General features: G+C 59.5%; 14 protein-coding genes. 5 read left to right on the top strand and 9 right to left on the bottom strand.

Annotated elements, in window-relative coordinates; translation table 11 throughout:
• Positions 1-11: 11 nt before the first annotated feature.
• Positions 12-917 carry a hypothetical protein gene (locus tag A6U86_RS15030; RefSeq protein WP_141683710.1) on the bottom strand — a complete coding sequence of 302 codons (906 nt, stop codon included), beginning with the start codon at positions 915-917 and terminating at the stop codon, positions 12-14.
• Positions 918-1,197: 280 nt separating this feature from the next.
• Here A6U86_RS15030 and A6U86_RS15025 point away from each other — a divergent pair, with 280 nt between their 5' ends.
• The gene (locus A6U86_RS15025) at positions 1,198-1,821 is read left to right on the top strand and encodes a glutathione S-transferase family protein (RefSeq protein ID WP_068392530.1); all 624 of its coding nucleotides are present in this window, start codon (positions 1,198-1,200) and stop codon (positions 1,819-1,821) included.
• Positions 1,822-1,963: 142 nt separating this feature from the next.
• A complete protein-coding gene (locus tag A6U86_RS15020; RefSeq protein ID WP_068392528.1) occupies positions 1,964-2,575 on the top strand; it encodes a hypothetical protein in 612 nt (203 codons plus the stop codon).
• A 99-nt stretch (positions 2,576-2,674) separates the two neighbouring features.
• Here A6U86_RS15020 and A6U86_RS36025 read toward each other — a convergent pair whose 3' ends face one another.
• From A6U86_RS36025 to A6U86_RS15000, 4 genes are all read right to left on the bottom strand, one after another.
• Complete coding sequence (locus A6U86_RS36025) at positions 2,675-3,457, bottom strand: hypothetical protein (RefSeq protein WP_068392526.1); 783 nt, start codon at positions 3,455-3,457, stop codon at positions 2,675-2,677.
• Positions 3,458-3,737: 280 nt separating this feature from the next.
• Positions 3,738-4,970 carry a peptidase T gene (pepT, locus tag A6U86_RS15010; protein WP_068392523.1) on the bottom strand — a complete coding sequence of 411 codons (1,233 nt, stop codon included), beginning with the start codon at positions 4,968-4,970 and terminating at the stop codon, positions 3,738-3,740.
• A 212-nt stretch (positions 4,971-5,182) separates the two neighbouring features.
• Entirely contained in the window at positions 5,183-5,704 is a 522-nt protein-coding gene (locus tag A6U86_RS15005) for a DUF992 domain-containing protein (RefSeq protein ID WP_068392522.1), read from the bottom strand.
• Positions 5,705-5,955: 251 nt separating this feature from the next.
• A complete protein-coding gene (locus A6U86_RS15000; protein ID WP_068392521.1) occupies positions 5,956-7,203 on the bottom strand; it encodes an adenylate/guanylate cyclase domain-containing protein in 1,248 nt (415 codons plus the stop codon).
• A gap of 278 nt (positions 7,204-7,481) precedes the next feature.
• Between A6U86_RS15000 and A6U86_RS14995 the strand changes: the two genes are divergently transcribed.
• Positions 7,482-8,012 (top strand): nucleoside 2-deoxyribosyltransferase, encoded by a 531-nt coding sequence (locus tag A6U86_RS14995; protein ID WP_234906403.1) that lies wholly within the window; start codon positions 7,482-7,484, stop codon positions 8,010-8,012.
• A 39-nt stretch (positions 8,013-8,051) separates the two neighbouring features.
• On the opposite strand, the gene A6U86_RS14990 is transcribed toward A6U86_RS14995, so the two are convergent.
• From A6U86_RS14990 to A6U86_RS14975, 4 genes are read right to left on the bottom strand one after another with little or no spacing between them, the layout of a single operon-like run.
• Positions 8,052-8,597: a sarcosine oxidase subunit gamma gene (locus A6U86_RS14990; protein ID WP_068392515.1), complete on the bottom strand. Its 546-nt coding sequence runs from the start codon at positions 8,595-8,597 to the stop codon at positions 8,052-8,054.
• Positions 8,590-11,523: a sarcosine oxidase subunit alpha family protein gene (locus A6U86_RS14985; RefSeq protein ID WP_068392510.1), complete on the bottom strand. Its 2,934-nt coding sequence runs from the start codon at positions 11,521-11,523 to the stop codon at positions 8,590-8,592. The genes A6U86_RS14990 and A6U86_RS14985 overlap by 8 nt, the downstream gene beginning before the upstream one ends.
• Positions 11,520-11,798 carry a sarcosine oxidase subunit delta gene (locus A6U86_RS14980; protein WP_068392507.1) on the bottom strand — a complete coding sequence of 93 codons (279 nt, stop codon included), beginning with the start codon at positions 11,796-11,798 and terminating at the stop codon, positions 11,520-11,522. The genes A6U86_RS14985 and A6U86_RS14980 overlap by 4 nt, the downstream gene beginning before the upstream one ends.
• A gap of 12 nt (positions 11,799-11,810) precedes the next feature.
• Positions 11,811-13,061: a sarcosine oxidase subunit beta family protein gene (locus A6U86_RS14975; protein ID WP_068392504.1), complete on the bottom strand. Its 1,251-nt coding sequence runs from the start codon at positions 13,059-13,061 to the stop codon at positions 11,811-11,813.
• An 88-nt stretch (positions 13,062-13,149) separates the two neighbouring features.
• On the opposite strand from A6U86_RS14975, the gene A6U86_RS14970 reads away from it, so the two are divergent.
• Together A6U86_RS14970 and A6U86_RS14965 are read left to right on the top strand one after the other, a co-directional pair.
• Positions 13,150-14,109 (top strand): GlxA family transcriptional regulator, encoded by a 960-nt coding sequence (locus tag A6U86_RS14970; RefSeq protein ID WP_068392502.1) that lies wholly within the window; start codon positions 13,150-13,152, stop codon positions 14,107-14,109.
• 75 nt (positions 14,110-14,184) lie between these two features.
• Positions 14,185-14,868 (top strand): helix-turn-helix domain-containing protein, encoded by a 684-nt coding sequence (locus A6U86_RS14965; RefSeq protein ID WP_068392499.1) that lies wholly within the window; start codon positions 14,185-14,187, stop codon positions 14,866-14,868.
• Positions 14,869-14,897: the final 29 nt, after the last annotated feature.

The raw sequence follows: 14,897 nt of genomic DNA, 5'->3' as shown, positions 1-14,897 counted from the left end.
ACCGTAGATCGTCAGTTGCTGGTCAGTCCCAACATTGCCGCATCCGATCTCTCGCGACTGCAGCTGAAGCCGGAAAGCATCGAATGGCTCACGGCGTCGATCATCGCATATTTCTCGGCCTGATAGTTCCAGTATTCCGAGACGAACGTATGGGATAGCCAAAAGCCGCTCTTGCCGGGCGCACCGACCCAGCCAACGCTGCCGAATTCGGCTGCCCGCTTGAACAGCCGCTTCAGATGCGTTCTGGAAATCATGAACTGGCTCTGCATGACCTTCATCGACAGTGGGCCGATCAGCACCTTGTCGGCGCCGAAATCGATCGAGCTTATCCGTGAAATGAGGTAGTCCATGACCGCACCGCCCGATGTCGCCCAGTTGAACAGGCTGAACGTCACGCCAGGATTGCGAAGAATGTCGCTGTCCATGATGCGCTTGGCGATGATCGGATGCATCCGCCAGATGACATCCGGATCGATGGCGACCTTGGCCATCCGCTCGCCGCCGTCGAGCGTGTCGAGCACGATGAGATGTGTGTGAAGCCAACGTGCCATATATTCACGGGTGAGAGCGGACGGTTCGAACAGCGTGATACGGCGATCCGAACTGCGCGGCACGGGCTGAATGAACTTGTAGGCCTGCATTTCCTTGAGGAAGGCAGCTGCCGTGTTGCGGCTGGCAAGGCCATGTTTCACCGCGAAATCGATGAAGCGGCTGCTATAGAGCCCCGGTATCGGCTCGTCGGGGTAACCGAGCGACAATGAGAATCCGGCATGCGCAAGAAGCCATCGCTGCTGAGCAGCCATAATCGAGGCTATGCGAGGATTCTCGCTGTAAATAGCCATAAGCTCATGTGCGTTTTGCAGTATAGCCGAAAGAAAATGCTCGTTACGACCAAGCTCTTTTGCCGTTAATACCATGGGCGCCGCAGTTCGTTGCCTTGAGGTTCATGAAGGAATCGTGGTCAGTCCCCAGCTCCAGCCACGGCATAATAAGATCACAAGATCATTTGCTTGTCTGCTGACTGTCCGGATTAACTTTAAAGATAAAGCTTAATGATGCGATCCTGCATCAAATGCTTGCTCGCAGGGCTCGGAAAAACGCGCCCATTCCCGAATTGTAGCAATGACAATTTAGCAATTGCTTCGCGATGCAATGCCGCGACTATCGCGCTGAAGCGAAGTGAAGGTATCACCCGTAATGTTGACGATTTTTGGCTATCGCGGATCTATCAATGTACGCAAGGTTCTATGGCTTTGCGCCGAGCTCGATCTGAACTACAGCACCGAAGATTGGGGCGGCGGCTCGCGCCCGACATCGTCTCCGGAGTTTCTGCGCCTCAATCCGGCCGGTATGGTGCCCGTCATCGATGATGACGGTTTCATCCTTTGGGAATCGAACACGATACTGCGCTACCTTGCGGCGAGCCGCGGCCGCACGGATCTCTTGCCGGATGATCTGAAACAGCGTGCTTCCATCGAGAAATGGATGGACTGGCAGGTCTCGGATTTCAACAATAGCTGGCGCGTCGCCTTCCAGGGTCTGGTGCGCAAGAATCCGGCGTATCAGGACAAGGCCGTCATCGCTCAATCTCTGGACGTGTTTTCCGATCTGGTCGGTCGCGTCGCTGCGCAGATCGATCGGAATGGTGGCTATATCTGCGGCAGTAGTTTTACGCTTGCCGATATTCCCATAGGCCTCTCGATCCATCGCTGGCGAGCATTGCCGGCAGCCAAGCCAGACTTCCCGGTTATCGAGGACTACTACGAACGGCTATGTTCGCGGGTAGGCTTCAGGGAATTCGGATTGAATGGCGGCCTATAAACCTTCTGTGTTGAACCGGCTAACAAGCCATCCCCATCAACATTTCTTTGCAAAAGGTCTGCAATTAGCCATGTTTCGGTAAAAGCCGCGCCACAGTTCTCGCCAAAATGGCTGGCTGAGATCTTGTCAAAAGGAGCGGTCGATGGATACGCAGCCTATGAGATGGTGGAATGGCCAAAGCGAGGCGACCCGAAGGCTGGGTTCCGCGCTTGCGGTTTGCGGAACGGTGGTTGGCGCTCTCTATCTGATCGTTGAAACCGCGCCGACGGAGCGCGCCATGCGGTTCTTCGATGAGAGCGGTCGCATCACGATCAGCAACGCGCAATCCTTGCAACATCCCACGACAAACGAATTGCAGGTCGCGATTGATGCAAGCCCCGCCCGCCAATTGATGACTGTGCCGGTTCCTACGCCATCCCCCTTGGCGTCCGTGAAAAATCCGGCGCCGGCGAAACACGTTGCCTCGCGTTCCGATACGGTCAAGATCAAGGTCGCAGCTTCCGGCGATGCCGAGCGGTTCGACCGTTGCCTGCCGCAGTGTGAAACACGCGACCCCTTGATTGCGGGCGCGGAATATGCCCAGGCCGAGCAGCCTCTCGTGGCCAGCGAACCACCTCCCGTGGTGGAGGAAAGGGTAGGATTTCGCCCACTGGCTGGCGCGCGCCACCTGTTGAGCCGCGCCGTGGATGCTCCTGTCATTATGCTCCGCCGCAGTCGACAGGCGCTTGACGATGTCGCGAACGCAGACTGGTAAATCCTCAACTTCGAAAGCAGATATCAGCAGCCGTTGCCGTGTTTGAACAGCAACGGCTGCGTATGCTTTGACTTAGCCAAAAGCGGCTGGAGCAGATGCTTATAGTCCGCCGGCACTCGCGGTACTGCGCAGCAGCCGGCAAAGGCTGACAAGGCCCGCGTCGAAATTGCCGGAGGCCGTTACCTGGCGACAGGCGATCAGCATGCGCTTCTGCTCGGCGCTCGACATCGTGCGGAAAGCGGCCAGCGTCCGTGTGCTTGTGCCGGTACGTCCCGAGCCGAAACCGCCCGTGCCGTTCGTTCCGCCGGTTGTCACGCCAGTACCGCTGCCGGAGCCCGTACCAGTTCCAGTTCCAGTTCCAGTTCCCGTGCCGGTCCCGGTTCCTCCGCTACCGTTACCTGAACCGCCGCCGACTCCCACACCGACCCCAACGCCGACCCCGGACCCGCCGAGAGAGACGCCAGCGCCGGCATTGACGCCGCTGGCCCCACCGACAGAGGCTCCAAGACCTGCGTTGACACCGGCTGTATTGGCCGATGCGCCGACGCCGGCATTAATGCCGTTGGATCCGCCGACGGATGCACCGACACCCGCATTGACGCCACTTGTTCCGGATACCGAGGCACCCAGGCCGGCATTGACGCCATTCGCGCCGCCAACGGAAGCGCCGGCACCGACACCAAGTCCCTTGGAGCCGAGGCCGGCACCCAGGCCTGCATTGATTCCACCAATGGAGACGCCAAGACCCGCGCCGAGCCCACCGCTGCTTCCGGACCGGCCGCCACCGTGATCCGTACCTCCGCCGGGCTCTGGATAAGCAGTCGAAGTCAACAGAAGAAATGCGGATGCGACGATCGCTATCCGTGAAGATCCTACTCTCATGACTAAACTCCGTTTCAGTTTAGGCTGCTTGAATAGCCAGTTTCTGATAGTCGGAGCGCGCGCGCCGTAGAGTTGGAATGAATGGACAAACTTATTGTTCTTTCCTCCCAAGACCAACTTATAGTATAATCTAATTTAGTAATGCTGCAATAACAAATTACACGAATGCCTTGCGCAATGACAACGCTACCAACCTCAAACCGGTAGAGATGCCTTATTTTGCAACAGGGCCGTTATGCTTGAGTATTAGGAACGAAATCTATTCCGAGGGAGCGCGCGACTATGCGCGCTCAGCCCAGATCTTCGCCAATTCGACAAGTGTCTTGACCGATTTCTCCATGTCCTGCCGGCTGACCCATTCGAGCGGAGAGTGAAAGGCATGACCGCCGGCGAAAAGATTGGCGCATGGAAGCCCCATGAAGGAGAGCCTTGAACCGTCCGTACCGCCGCGAATACTGCCGCGCACCGGCGTCATGCCGGCACGTTGGATCGCCTCCACGGCATAATCGGCGATCTGCGGATGGCGATTAAGAAGCGCCTTCATATTGCGGTACTGATGCCTGACCGTGAATGTATAGGAAGAGCCGGGATAGGACATCATGACGTCCTTGACGATCTGCTCCAGCATGGCCTCCTTGACGGCGAGCCCTGCGTCATCGAAATCGCGGATGATGAGACCGAGCGAGGCCTTTTCCATCGAACCGCTGACACCAGTCGGGTGAATGAAGCCATCTCGGCCAGCCGTCGTTTCGGGAGCCAGGTCCTTCGGCAGCCTGTCGATGATCGCACCGGCAATCTTGATGGCGTTTTCCATCTTTCCCAAGGCAAAGCCTGGATGGATTGCCACACCCTGGATCACAATTTCGACGCCGTCCGCCGAAAAAGTCTCGTCCTCGATATGCCCGGCAGTCTCGCCATCCACGGTATAGGCAAATTCCGCGCCAAGCTTCTTCAGATCGACCTTGTCGACACCGCGGCCGATTTCCTCATCGGTCGTGAACAGGAGTTTGATCGTGCCGTGGCGGATGTCGGGGTTGTCTACGAGATATTGAGCAGCCGTCACGATTTCGGCGAGGCCCGCCTTGTCATCGGCACCCAGCAGCGTCGTGCCGTCCGAGGTGATGATGTCGTTGCCGAGCTGATCGCGCAGGGCAGGGTGCTCATCGACGCGGATAATCTGTTGCGGATCGCCTGAAAGCCGGATGTCGCCGCCGCCATAGTTTCGCAGGACCTGCGGCTTGACGTTCGTGCCCGTGAAATCTGGCGCGGTATCCATATGAGAGCAGAAGCAGATCACCGGAACCGGCTTGTCGACATTGGACGGAATGGTCGCGTAGACATAACCGTGCTCGTCCAGATGCGCATCCTTCAAGCCGATCGCCAACAATTCTTCGACCAGAATCCGCCCGAGGTTCTTCTGCTTCTCCGTGGACGGCTGCGTGGGCGAAGACGCATCGGACTGCGTGTCCACGACGACGTAGCGAAGGAAACGATCGGTGACGGTATCGGTCATAGGATTTGGCTCCGGTATGGTTTTGGCCTTGCGCTGACAGCTATAGCCGCCGAAGACGCAGGCGTGAATCCATTATTGTAAAAGAAAATCGACGATCCTGGGGACGATCAGATATCCGCTGGCGGCCATTGCGAAACAGCGACGCCGGCCAAATGAAAAGGCCGCCCCGTCTTGTAACGGGGCGGCCTGATGTTCATCCGGGCTGTAAAAGCTTACTCGGTCGCGGTCAGCGTTACCGAGGTGCCGGTCGCTGCGACGTTGAGGCCAAGCTGACCCGTCACGCTCACGGTCTGAAGCTGGATGGAACCAGCCGTGCCGCCGACGAGGATGTTCGTGCCGACGCCGGCACCCACGGTCGCTTCAACGGTTGCGCCCTGATAAAGGCCGCTCAGAGAGCCGCGATGATAGCCGGCTGTCGGTGCGAAGACGAGCCAAACAAGCCGGCTGCGAGTCGTAAAGCCGAGATCGACACCCATCTTCCTGATCGCGCCGGTGTAATGATCAACGCGTGCGCGTCCGACCGTCGAATGGAAGGTGCAATCCACTTCCTTGGCCGAGCCGAGGACATAGCCGACACCGCCACCGATTTCGCAATCGAGGTAGCCGATCTTGACGCCATTGCGCTGATCCGTGTCGTCCTCGCGGTAGGTCTGCAGGTCCGCCGCGCGTGCCACTGCCGTGCCGGCGATAATCAACGATGCGGCCGAAAACGCCAGTGTCAGAATTTTTCTCATCTGTTTTCTCCTTGTCAGAGTATTTATGGGTGGCGGGCACCCTCGGGTCGAGCCGATAGAATCAACCACTACCTAACGCTTGTAATCGCAGAACGATCCCAAAAATAAGGCGGCTATCGTCATGATCCCTCAAACAATATAGGGAGCGGCCGCAGCAGTGGCAGCCCCTTGCCTTTCACGTTTTGCAACCGACTGAATCGCGCCGCGTCAAATCGGCCGCGCGAAACAGACGATTCCCCGCGCTTCTTCGGTCACGCTTCCTGCAGCAGCTTCTCTTTGGCCGTGAAGGCAAAGACGTCGACCGGTTCGCCAAGTCCCTTGAGCGGGAAGGCGCCGAGGCTTTCCATATCGCGCTGGCAGCCGGCCATTTCGACGAAGGCCTTGGACAGGAGCACCGGCCGTTTCACTTCCTTGGTCAGGGTTTCCAGGCGCGAAGCGATGTTCACGGCCGGACCGATGACGGTGAAGTCCAGGCGGGTGCGAGAACCGATATTGCCGTACATCACGTCGCCGACATGGACGCCGACCCCATACCGAAGCACCTCGCGACCGTTCTTGCGGTTCTCCTCGTTGAGCGCGGTAACCGCCGTCTGTGCCTCGCTGATCGAAAGGAGGAGATTATGGCAGGCATTTGGGTCGCTTAGCGGGAAGATGGCGAGCAAGCCGTCGCCCATGAATTTCAGGATTTCGCCGCCATGCTTTTCGATAGGATCCACCATTGCATCGAAGTAGCCGTTGAGCAATTCGATGACATCGTCGCGCGGCCACATGTCCGAGATGGTGGTAAAATCGCGAAGATCGCAGATCAGGATGGCCGCGCCGACCGTAGCGCCGCTGCCGCGCGTCGTTGCGCCGGCAAGGATCTGCTCGCTGGCATGCGGACCGACATAGGTGCGCAATAGCGTGCGCGCCATGATGTTCTTCAACCTGATTTCGGTCACCATCGTCAGGGCCGGGAGCAAATCCTTCAGGACGGTGATGTGCGCTTCGGTAAAGCCGCCAGGCGCATCGGAGGAGAAGGTGACAATGTGGCGCTTGCCGAGCGTGTGGTAGATCGGCCAGGCGATGTAGTCGGTCAATCCTTCGGCATGCAGCTCCCTATACAGCGGATAGGCGAACTGATCGCCATCCGGAACCTCGAGATTTTTCCGGACCTCGGTTGCGCCGTTGAAGATTTCGTTGATGGGGCTTGCCAAAAACTGCGGCGTCTTCTCGACGCCATAGCTGAATGTAGCAATGTCGCCTTCCTTCATGCCCGGACGCCAGAGGATCCGCGCACCAAGCCATTGCGGATGCAGCGTCCTGAAATGCATGGTCGATCGCGCCACCGGAATCCCTGCGGCCACGAGCTTTTCGCACAGTTCGACGAGGATATTGTCTATGAAACGCTGGTCGCGAACATCATTCATCAGCCAATCGAGAATCTTGTTCTGCTTTGTCGGCCAGCAGCCTTGATCGTTAATTTCCGAGCTGGTCGCTGCTTCAATGGAAGATTGCATTTCCTTTACCCCACAAAATTTCTTCGCCTGCCATCGGCTGTCTTAACGCCCCGGTTCAAGGTATGAACATACGCCCCTTGTGATTTACCGGGAACGGCACTTGCCCCGATTTCGCAATTTTGTCAGCCGTGCGCTCGACTATGGCGCGAAAACGCTGAATCGGTCATATGCCTCATATGGTTCCGCAGCTTCCGCGCTGCAACGGTCTGTCGGAAAGGCAAAAAGCATTGAGAGCATATTTGGCAGGTCCGGAGGTTTTCCTTCCCAATGCGAGGGAAATGCTGGACCGCAAGATTGCCCTGGCGCGCAGCTACGGTTTCACTCCCGTGTCACCCGGCGATCTGACCATCCCGGAAACGGAAACGAGATACCAGCACGGCCTCGCCATCAGCGCCATCAACGAAAGCCTGATGTCGAGCGCCGATCTGATCATTGCCAATCTGACACCGTTTCGCGGCATATCCGCCGATGTCGGCACGGTCTTCGAGCTTGGCTTCATGTGTGCCCGCGGCTGCCCCGCCTTTGCTTTCTCCAATTGCGCGGAAAACCATTTCGAGCGAGTGAGCCATCTCCATGGCGGCGAGGTGCATCTCGGTCCTGACGGACGCCACCGCGGACCGGATGGATTGTCGCTGGAAAATTTCGACATGATCGACAACCTGATGCTCGACGGAAGCATCGCGGCGCGCAACGGCACCATAATCACTCGCAAGGTGGCGCCGGATCAATTGTTCCTCGACCTGACAGCGTTTGAAGAGTGCCTGAATCTGGCCGCCCAAAGACTGCTGAAGACGACCGCTCGAGCCTGAATCGAGCCTTTGGCCGATTTGCCCCGGATCCTGATAGGCTCAGGATGCAAGGCGCTCGGCACCCAGCGAAAGCGCCAGCGCCTCAAGCTCCTCATAGAGAGATTCCGCGAAGCTGCGCAGCACCGTCAACTCGAAGTCTTCGGCGCCGGTACGTGCCAGCTGTATTGAGATATGGCCGAAGAGGGTCATCGCCGCGTGTCCCTCAGGAAAAGCCGAGGCGTGAAGATCGACGGCTGTGCCCCTGTTCAGCAATTCGGTGGCAAGGGGGCCTGAAACGCCGATCCGGATGCGGCCATGGCTCTGATCGGAGACGAAGGCGCGGCCGGCGAGGGCGCTGGAAAGCTGGTTTACAATCGCATTGGGAAGCACGTCTTTGCCGGCGACGAACCATTGCCGGTATCCGGCCGGCCGTACGGAACTTTCCTTGATGCCCACTGCGGAAAGATGCGCCTCAAGCCCGTCGGCCGTGAGCGCTCCCATCACATGCAGCATATGCCCCTCCGGCAAAGCTTCGAGCCGGATGCTCGGCCCATGCAGAGCGGCCTTGCCAGCGAGTAGGGGTTTTCTTTCGAGGAGATCAGGCATGGAGCTTCTCGTTTTCGGGATCGATGAAGACGGGGCTGCAGAGCTGCCCTTCGGTGAATTCATTACGCAGTCCGTTCCAGATCAAGACCTTCTCGCCAATCCGCTCGGGTCCGTTCTTGACCAGTGCGAGGCCGATCGTATGGCCGAGGCTCGGTGAGAAGGCGCTGGAGGTCACATAACCCTGATCGTTTTCGAGCGTCGCTGCCGCGCCCTCCGCCAGAATATGGGCGCCAGTGCGGAAGCTTGTTGCCGGATCCAGCGGCTTGACGCCGACGAGGCGAGGGCGATTGGCGGCCTGAAGGCCCTCGCGCGCAAGCATCGCCTTGCCGATGAAATCAGCCTTTGTTGAGGAGACCATGCGGGCAAAGCCGAGATCGCCCGGCGTCACCGTGCCGTTGATCTCGGCATGAGTGACATGGCCCTTCTCGATGCGCATGACGCCGAGCGCTTCGGCGCCATAGGGGCAAATTCCATGCTTCTGTCCTGCGTGCATGATCGCATCGGCGACGGGTTCACCGTATGCGGCGGGTACGCCGAGCTCATAGGCAAGTTCACCCGAAAACGAGATGCGAAACAGTCTGCCCTCGAGCTTCCCGCCGAACAGCGTGACCGCGCGTGCGCTCATGAAAGGGAAAGCCGCGTCCGAAATGTCGTCATCGACCATCTCGGCAAGGATGGCGCGGGATTTCGGCCCCGCGACCGCCATCTGTGCCCATTGATCGGTCGATGAGGCAAAGTAGACCTCGAGCTCGGGCCAAAGCGTCTGGGCGCAGAATTCGAGGTGTGTCAGCACCCCGGCGGCCAGCGCCGTCGTCGTGGTCATGAAGAAATGATCTTCGCTCAAGCGGCTGGTGGTGCCATCGTCATAGATCATGCCGTCTTCCCGCAGCATGATGCCATAACGCGCCCTGCCGACCGGAAGCTTGGCAAAACCGTTGCAGTAGATGCGGTCGAGGAAGGTCGCCGCGTCCTTGCCGAAGATCTCGATCTTGCCGAGCGTCGAGACATCGCAGATGCCGGCATTCCTGCGGATGTTGAGAACTTCCCGATCGACGCTTTCGCGCCATGTCTTTTCGCCCTCGCGTGGGAACCAGGAGGAGCGATACCAGAGCCCGGTCTCGACGAAGACCGCGCCATTCTTCTTTGCCCAGCCATGAAGAGGCGATTTGCGGGCTGGCTGGAAATGCTTGCCGCGCGACGAACCGGTGAGGGCCCCGAAGGAAACCGGCGTGTAGAAGGGCCGGAATGTCGTGGTGCCGACCTCGGCGGGCGAGACGCCGCGCGCCTCGGCGAGAATGCCGATGGCGTTGATATTGGAGAGCTTGCCCTGATCGGTCGCCATGCCGTTCGTCGTGTAGCGCTTGGCAAGCTCGACATGACCGTAGCCTTCGCGCACGGCAAGACCGAGATCCTTCAGATGGACGTCGTTCTGGTAATCGACAAAGGCCTTGCCCTTGCCTCCCTTGACGGACCAGAGCGGCGAGGCGGATGACTGGGTATCGTCGCCGGAAGCAAAGGCCGGCTCTGCCTTGGCGAATCCTATCTCCTGGAGCGCTTCCACTGCCTTACTCGCACCATCACCAAGGCACGCCTCTGTCGAGGCAAGACCGGCTGCAGAGCCCGCGACAAACAGCCCCTCCTGCCTTTCCGGCGCAAGGAAGGCTGCATGCCTGTCAGACCAGACGGGCTTTCCTCCGCGATGGCAGGCGAGATGAATGATCGGGCTCCAGCCGCCCGATATGGCAAGCGCATCGGCCTCGATCTTCTGCGTGCCAGAAGCACTCGCGATGCTCACGCCGTGCAGCTGCTTGCCGCCATGCGCATCGACGATGCTAGCACCTGTCAACACTCGGGCCTTACCCGCCCATGCATCGTTTCCGCCGGAGCGGCTATCGATGATGGCGGCAACCTCGACGCCGGCGGCTTCGAGATCGGCCGCTGTCTGATAACCGGATTGGTTGGTGGTGAACACAACGGTCCGCTTGCCGGGGGCAACGGCCTGACGGTTCAGATAGCTGCGCATGGCGCCCGCCATCATGACGCCCGGAATATCGTTGCCACCGAAGACGAGCGGCCGCTCTTCTGCACCAGCAGCGAGAATGGCTTGCCTTGCGATGATGCGCCAAAGTCGCTCCACCGGCCTCCGCGTGTCGGGTGTCGCGACATGTTTCTGCACGCGCTCCACCGCGCCGAAGACGTTGTCATCGTACCAGCCGATAACAGTCGTGCGCGGCAGGCACTGGACGTTCGGCAGGCTTTCAAGTTCCGTCAGAATATCACCGAGTGGCGACTCGCGTTCTGCAAGCAGACCGCCACCAAAGGCAAAGCCCTCATCCGCAAGCAGGACTCGTGCGCCGGCACGCCCCGCCGTCAATGCGGCGGCAAGCCCTGCCGGCCCTGCGCCGATGACGAACAGATCGCAATGCGCCCAGCATTTTTCATAGGAGTCGGGATCGGGTTCGTAGGAAGCCTTGCCGAGACCGGCAGCCTTGCGGATGATCGGTTCGTAGACTTTCTCCCAGAAGCCGGCCGGCCACATGAAGGTCTTGTAGTAGAAGCCGGCGCTGAGGAAGGGGGAGAGCAGGCTGTTCACGGCGCCGACGTCGAAGCCGAGCGAAGGCCAGCGGTTCTGGCTGCGCGCGATCAGCCCGTTATAAAGCTCGATCATCGTGGCGCGACTGTTGGCTTCCGTTCGCCCGCCTACGCCAGTCGTGACAAGAGCGTTGGGCTCGGCGGCTCCCGCCGTCAGGATGCCGCGCGGCCGATGATATTTGAAACTGCGGCCGACGAGTTGGATACCGTTTGCGAGCAGGGCAGAGGCTAGCGTATCGCCAGGGTGGCCCTGAAGGTCGCGACCATCGAAACTGAAGCTAAGGGTCTTGGAACGATCGATCCGGCCACCGGAAGAAAGGCGAGAGCTGGTCATCCCTGGCCTCCGAGCTTGGCAAGCGCTGCGTCGCTCACACCATGGACCTTGTGGGTGACCGTATCGCGCTCGACGATCAGCCAGCGCCGGCAGCCTGAGGAATGGTGCCAATATTCCTTGTGTCGACCCCTCGGATTGTCGCGCAGATAGACATAATCATACCAGACGTCGCAACCGGCATCTGGCGCGGGACGAACAAGGTTCGCGTCGCCCTTGATGGTGAATTCCTCTTTCGGGCGAAGACCGCAGTGAGGGCAGGAAATCAGGCTTGCCATGTCGTTACGTCCTCAATGCAGGTTCGGCTGTGCGCCGACGCCTTTTTCATCGATCTGATAACCGCGCCGGAAGCGATCGAGGCGCAGTTGCGTGGCCGTTTCGTGCGGCTCGTTGCGAGCGATCAGATGGGCGTAGCAGTAGCCGGAAGCGGGCGTAGCCTTGAAGCCGCCATAGCACCAGCCGGCGTTCAGATAGAGATTGTCGATATGGGTGCGATCGATGATGGGCGAACCGTCCATGCTCATATCCATGACGCCGCCCCAGCTGCGCAGGTAGCGCACGCGGGTCAGCGACGGGATCAAGGCGACACCTGCTTCGGCGACATGCTCGACCGTCGCGAGATTGCCGCGCTGCGCATAGGAATTATAGCCGTCGATATCGCCGCCGAAGACGAGGCCGCCCTTGTCCGACTGCGAAACGTAGAAATGCCCGGCACCGAATGTAACGACGCAATCAATGAAAGGCTTCAAGCCCTCGGAGACAAAAGCCTGCAGCACATGGCTCTCGATCGGCAAACGTAGCCCGGCCATGTCGGCGACAACGGTGGAGTTCCCGGCTGCCGCAAGTGCCAGCTTGCCGCAGCCGATGAAGCCCTTCGTCGTCTCGACGCCGGTCACCCGGCCATTCTCGCTGCGAATGCCTGTGACTTCGCAGCCAGTGATGATATCGACGCCGCGGCTGTCGGCGCCGCGCGCATAGCCCCAGGCAACGGCATCGTGGCGGACCGTGCCGCCACGCGGCTGCAACAGGCCGCCCATGATGGGAAAGCGGGCATTATCAAAATCGAGGAAGGGCAGCTTCTGGCGAACCATTTCCCGGTCGAGAAATTCGGCATCAACGCCATGCAAACGCATGGCGTTGCCGCGCCTCGTATAGGCGTCCCGCTGTGCATCCGAATGAAAGAGATTGATCACGCCGCGCTGCGAGACCATGGCGTTGAAATTAAAGTCCTGCTCCAGCCCCTCCCAGAGCTTCATCGAAAGCTCGTAGAACGGGTTGTTGCCGGGCAGGAGGTAGTTGGACCGGATGATCGTCGTGTTGCGGCCGATATTGCCGGAGCCGAGATAGCCCTTTTCCAGAACGGCAACGTTGGTGATGCCGAAGGTCTTCGCAAGATAATACGCCGTCGCCAATCCATGGCCGCCGCCGCCAACGATGATGACGTCGTAATGCGGCTTCGGCTCGGGCTGACGCCAGGCGGGAGCCCAGCCGGCATTGCCGCGGAGACCGTTGAGGAGAATGGAAAGAGCGGAATAGCGCATGGATTGATCCAGGTGGAATTGCGTTGATGATGACAGAGCAGGAAATGTCGACTTGCCTATTCAGGACATATTTCGATAGAAAAGGGACATGTCTTCGATCGATGCGAAAAACCTCCAGCATATCGGTTTCATCCTGATCCCGGGATTCGCGCTGATGTCCTATGCTTCGGCGAGCGAGCCGCTGCGCGCCGCCAATCTGCTGGCCGGGCGCGAGATCAACCGACTGTCGACCTTCTCGCCGGATGGTGCATCCGCCTTATCCTCCGGCGGTGTACCCGTTCCGGCAGCCCCGCTTCCGGGGCGAGGTTCCGGCCTTGGCACGGTGTTCGTGTGCGCAGGCGGATCGCCACGCGACTGGCACTATCCGGCGGTGCTGGCCTGCCTCAGGCAATTGGCGCGCGAGGGGGTGCGCATCGGCGGCATTTCAGGTGGCCCCTATCTACTTGCCGCCGCCGGTCTTTTGGCCGACCGTGATTTCACCATCCATTGGGAACATGCGCCGGCACTCCTCGAGTCGTTTCCAGCCCTTTCGCCACGCCAGGCCCGTTTCGTCGTCGACGGTAACCGCATCACCTGCGGCGGCGGCATCGCGCCGCTCGATATGATGCATGCGCTGATCTCCGAGCGGATGGGACCGGATTTCGCTCGCCGCGTCAGCGACTGGTATCTGCACACGGAAGTCGGCGAACCGACCGCCCCGCAACGCGGCTCGCTTGCCGAGCGCTACGGCGTCCACCATCCCGGCCTGCTGAGCGTGCTGGAGAAGATGGAGGAGACGATCGAGATGCCGCTCGATCGCACCGCCATGGCGCGGATCGCCGGCGTTACGCCGCGCCATCTCGACCGGTTGTTCGCCGCGCATCTCGGTTCGACATTCCTCGACCAATATCGCCGCATCCGGCTGCAGCATGCCCGGCGGCTCCTCGAACAGAGCCCGCTGTCGATTTCCGAAATCGCTGTTGCCACCGGCTTTTCCAGTGGCGCGCATTTCTCCCGCGCCTTTCGCAACCTTTACGGTATGGCGCCCAGCGAAACGCGAAGAGCGTAATTTTCGTCGCAGTTGAGAAAATTTCACCGTGAGGATAGAATGGCCATGACAATAAATGGCCGTAAGGATTTATGAATGAAGAGCAAGCCGGGGAAGACATCGATCGAAGAGCATCCGCATGGCGGACGACCGGCTTTCTCCCAGGATCCGCACGCAGTGCGCGAGCCGAAGGAAAACAATCTCGAAATGGCGATCGGCCACGAGGTGCGCGCCTATCGCAAGAAGCTCGGCATCACGGTGACGGACCTTGCGGCGGCGACCGGAATTTCACTCGGGATGCTCTCGAAGATCGAAAACGGCAATATCTCGCCGTCCCTGACAACACTGCAATCGCTCTCCCGCGCGCTTGGCGTGCCGCTCACGGCGTTCTTCCGCCGCTATGAAGAGCCGCGCAACGCCGTTTTCGTCAAGGCTGGCCAGGGTGTGGAGCTCGAACGGCGTGGCACGCGCGCCGGCCATCAATATAATCTGCTCGGCCATATCGACAACAATTCCAGCGGCGTCATCGTCGAACCCTATCTCATCTCGCTGACGGTCGATTCCGACGTCTTCCCGACCTTTCAGCACGAGGGGATGGAGTTTCTCTATATGATCGAAGGCGAAGTGGTCTATCGCCATGGCGATCAGCTTTTCCCCATGCAACCCGGCGACAGCCTGTTCTTCGATGCGGATGCGCCGCACGGCCCGGAAGTGCTGGTAAAACTGCCGGCAAAATACCTCTCGATCATCAGTTACCCACAACGCGGCAAGATCGACTGACTTGCCTTAAAAGAAAAAATTATTCTTTC

The organism is Rhizobium sp. AC27/96 (genome assembly GCF_001692325.1).
In the GTDB taxonomy this organism is placed as follows: domain Bacteria; phylum Pseudomonadota; class Alphaproteobacteria; order Rhizobiales; family Rhizobiaceae; genus Rhizobium.
This window is presented reverse-complemented; position numbering and strand designations above follow the sequence as displayed.

Bases quoted from the DNA above. Each gene is read 5' to 3' on its own strand.
- A6U86_RS15030 (WP_141683710.1), bottom strand. From the start codon at position 917: ATGGTATTAACGGCAAAAGAGCTTGGTCGTAACGAGCATTTTCTTTCG.
- A6U86_RS36025 (WP_068392526.1), bottom strand. From the start codon at position 3,457: ATGAGAGTAGGATCTTCACGGATAGCGATCGTCGCATCCGCATTTCTT.
- A6U86_RS14990 (WP_068392515.1), bottom strand. From the start codon at position 8,597: ATGCCTGATCTCCTCGAAAGAAAACCCCTACTCGCTGGCAAGGCCGCT.
- A6U86_RS15025 (WP_068392530.1), top strand. From the start codon at position 1,198: ATGTTGACGATTTTTGGCTATCGCGGATCTATCAATGTACGCAAGGTT.
- pepT (WP_068392523.1), bottom strand. From the start codon at position 4,970: ATGACCGATACCGTCACCGATCGTTTCCTTCGCTACGTCGTCGTGGAC.
- A6U86_RS15000 (WP_068392521.1), bottom strand. From the start codon at position 7,203: ATGCAATCTTCCATTGAAGCAGCGACCAGCTCGGAAATTAACGATCAA.
- A6U86_RS14975 (WP_068392504.1), bottom strand. From the start codon at position 13,061: ATGCGCTATTCCGCTCTTTCCATTCTCCTCAACGGTCTCCGCGGCAAT.
- A6U86_RS14995 (WP_234906403.1), top strand. From the start codon at position 7,482: ATGCTGGACCGCAAGATTGCCCTGGCGCGCAGCTACGGTTTCACTCCC.
- A6U86_RS14980 (WP_068392507.1), bottom strand. From the start codon at position 11,798: ATGGCAAGCCTGATTTCCTGCCCTCACTGCGGTCTTCGCCCGAAAGAG.
- A6U86_RS14970 (WP_068392502.1), top strand. From the start codon at position 13,150: ATGTCTTCGATCGATGCGAAAAACCTCCAGCATATCGGTTTCATCCTG.
- A6U86_RS14985 (WP_068392510.1), bottom strand. From the start codon at position 11,523: ATGACCAGCTCTCGCCTTTCTTCCGGTGGCCGGATCGATCGTTCCAAG.
- A6U86_RS14965 (WP_068392499.1), top strand. From the start codon at position 14,185: ATGAAGAGCAAGCCGGGGAAGACATCGATCGAAGAGCATCCGCATGGC.
- A6U86_RS15020 (WP_068392528.1), top strand. From the start codon at position 1,964: ATGGATACGCAGCCTATGAGATGGTGGAATGGCCAAAGCGAGGCGACC.
- A6U86_RS15005 (WP_068392522.1), bottom strand. From the start codon at position 5,704: ATGAGAAAAATTCTGACACTGGCGTTTTCGGCCGCATCGTTGATTATC.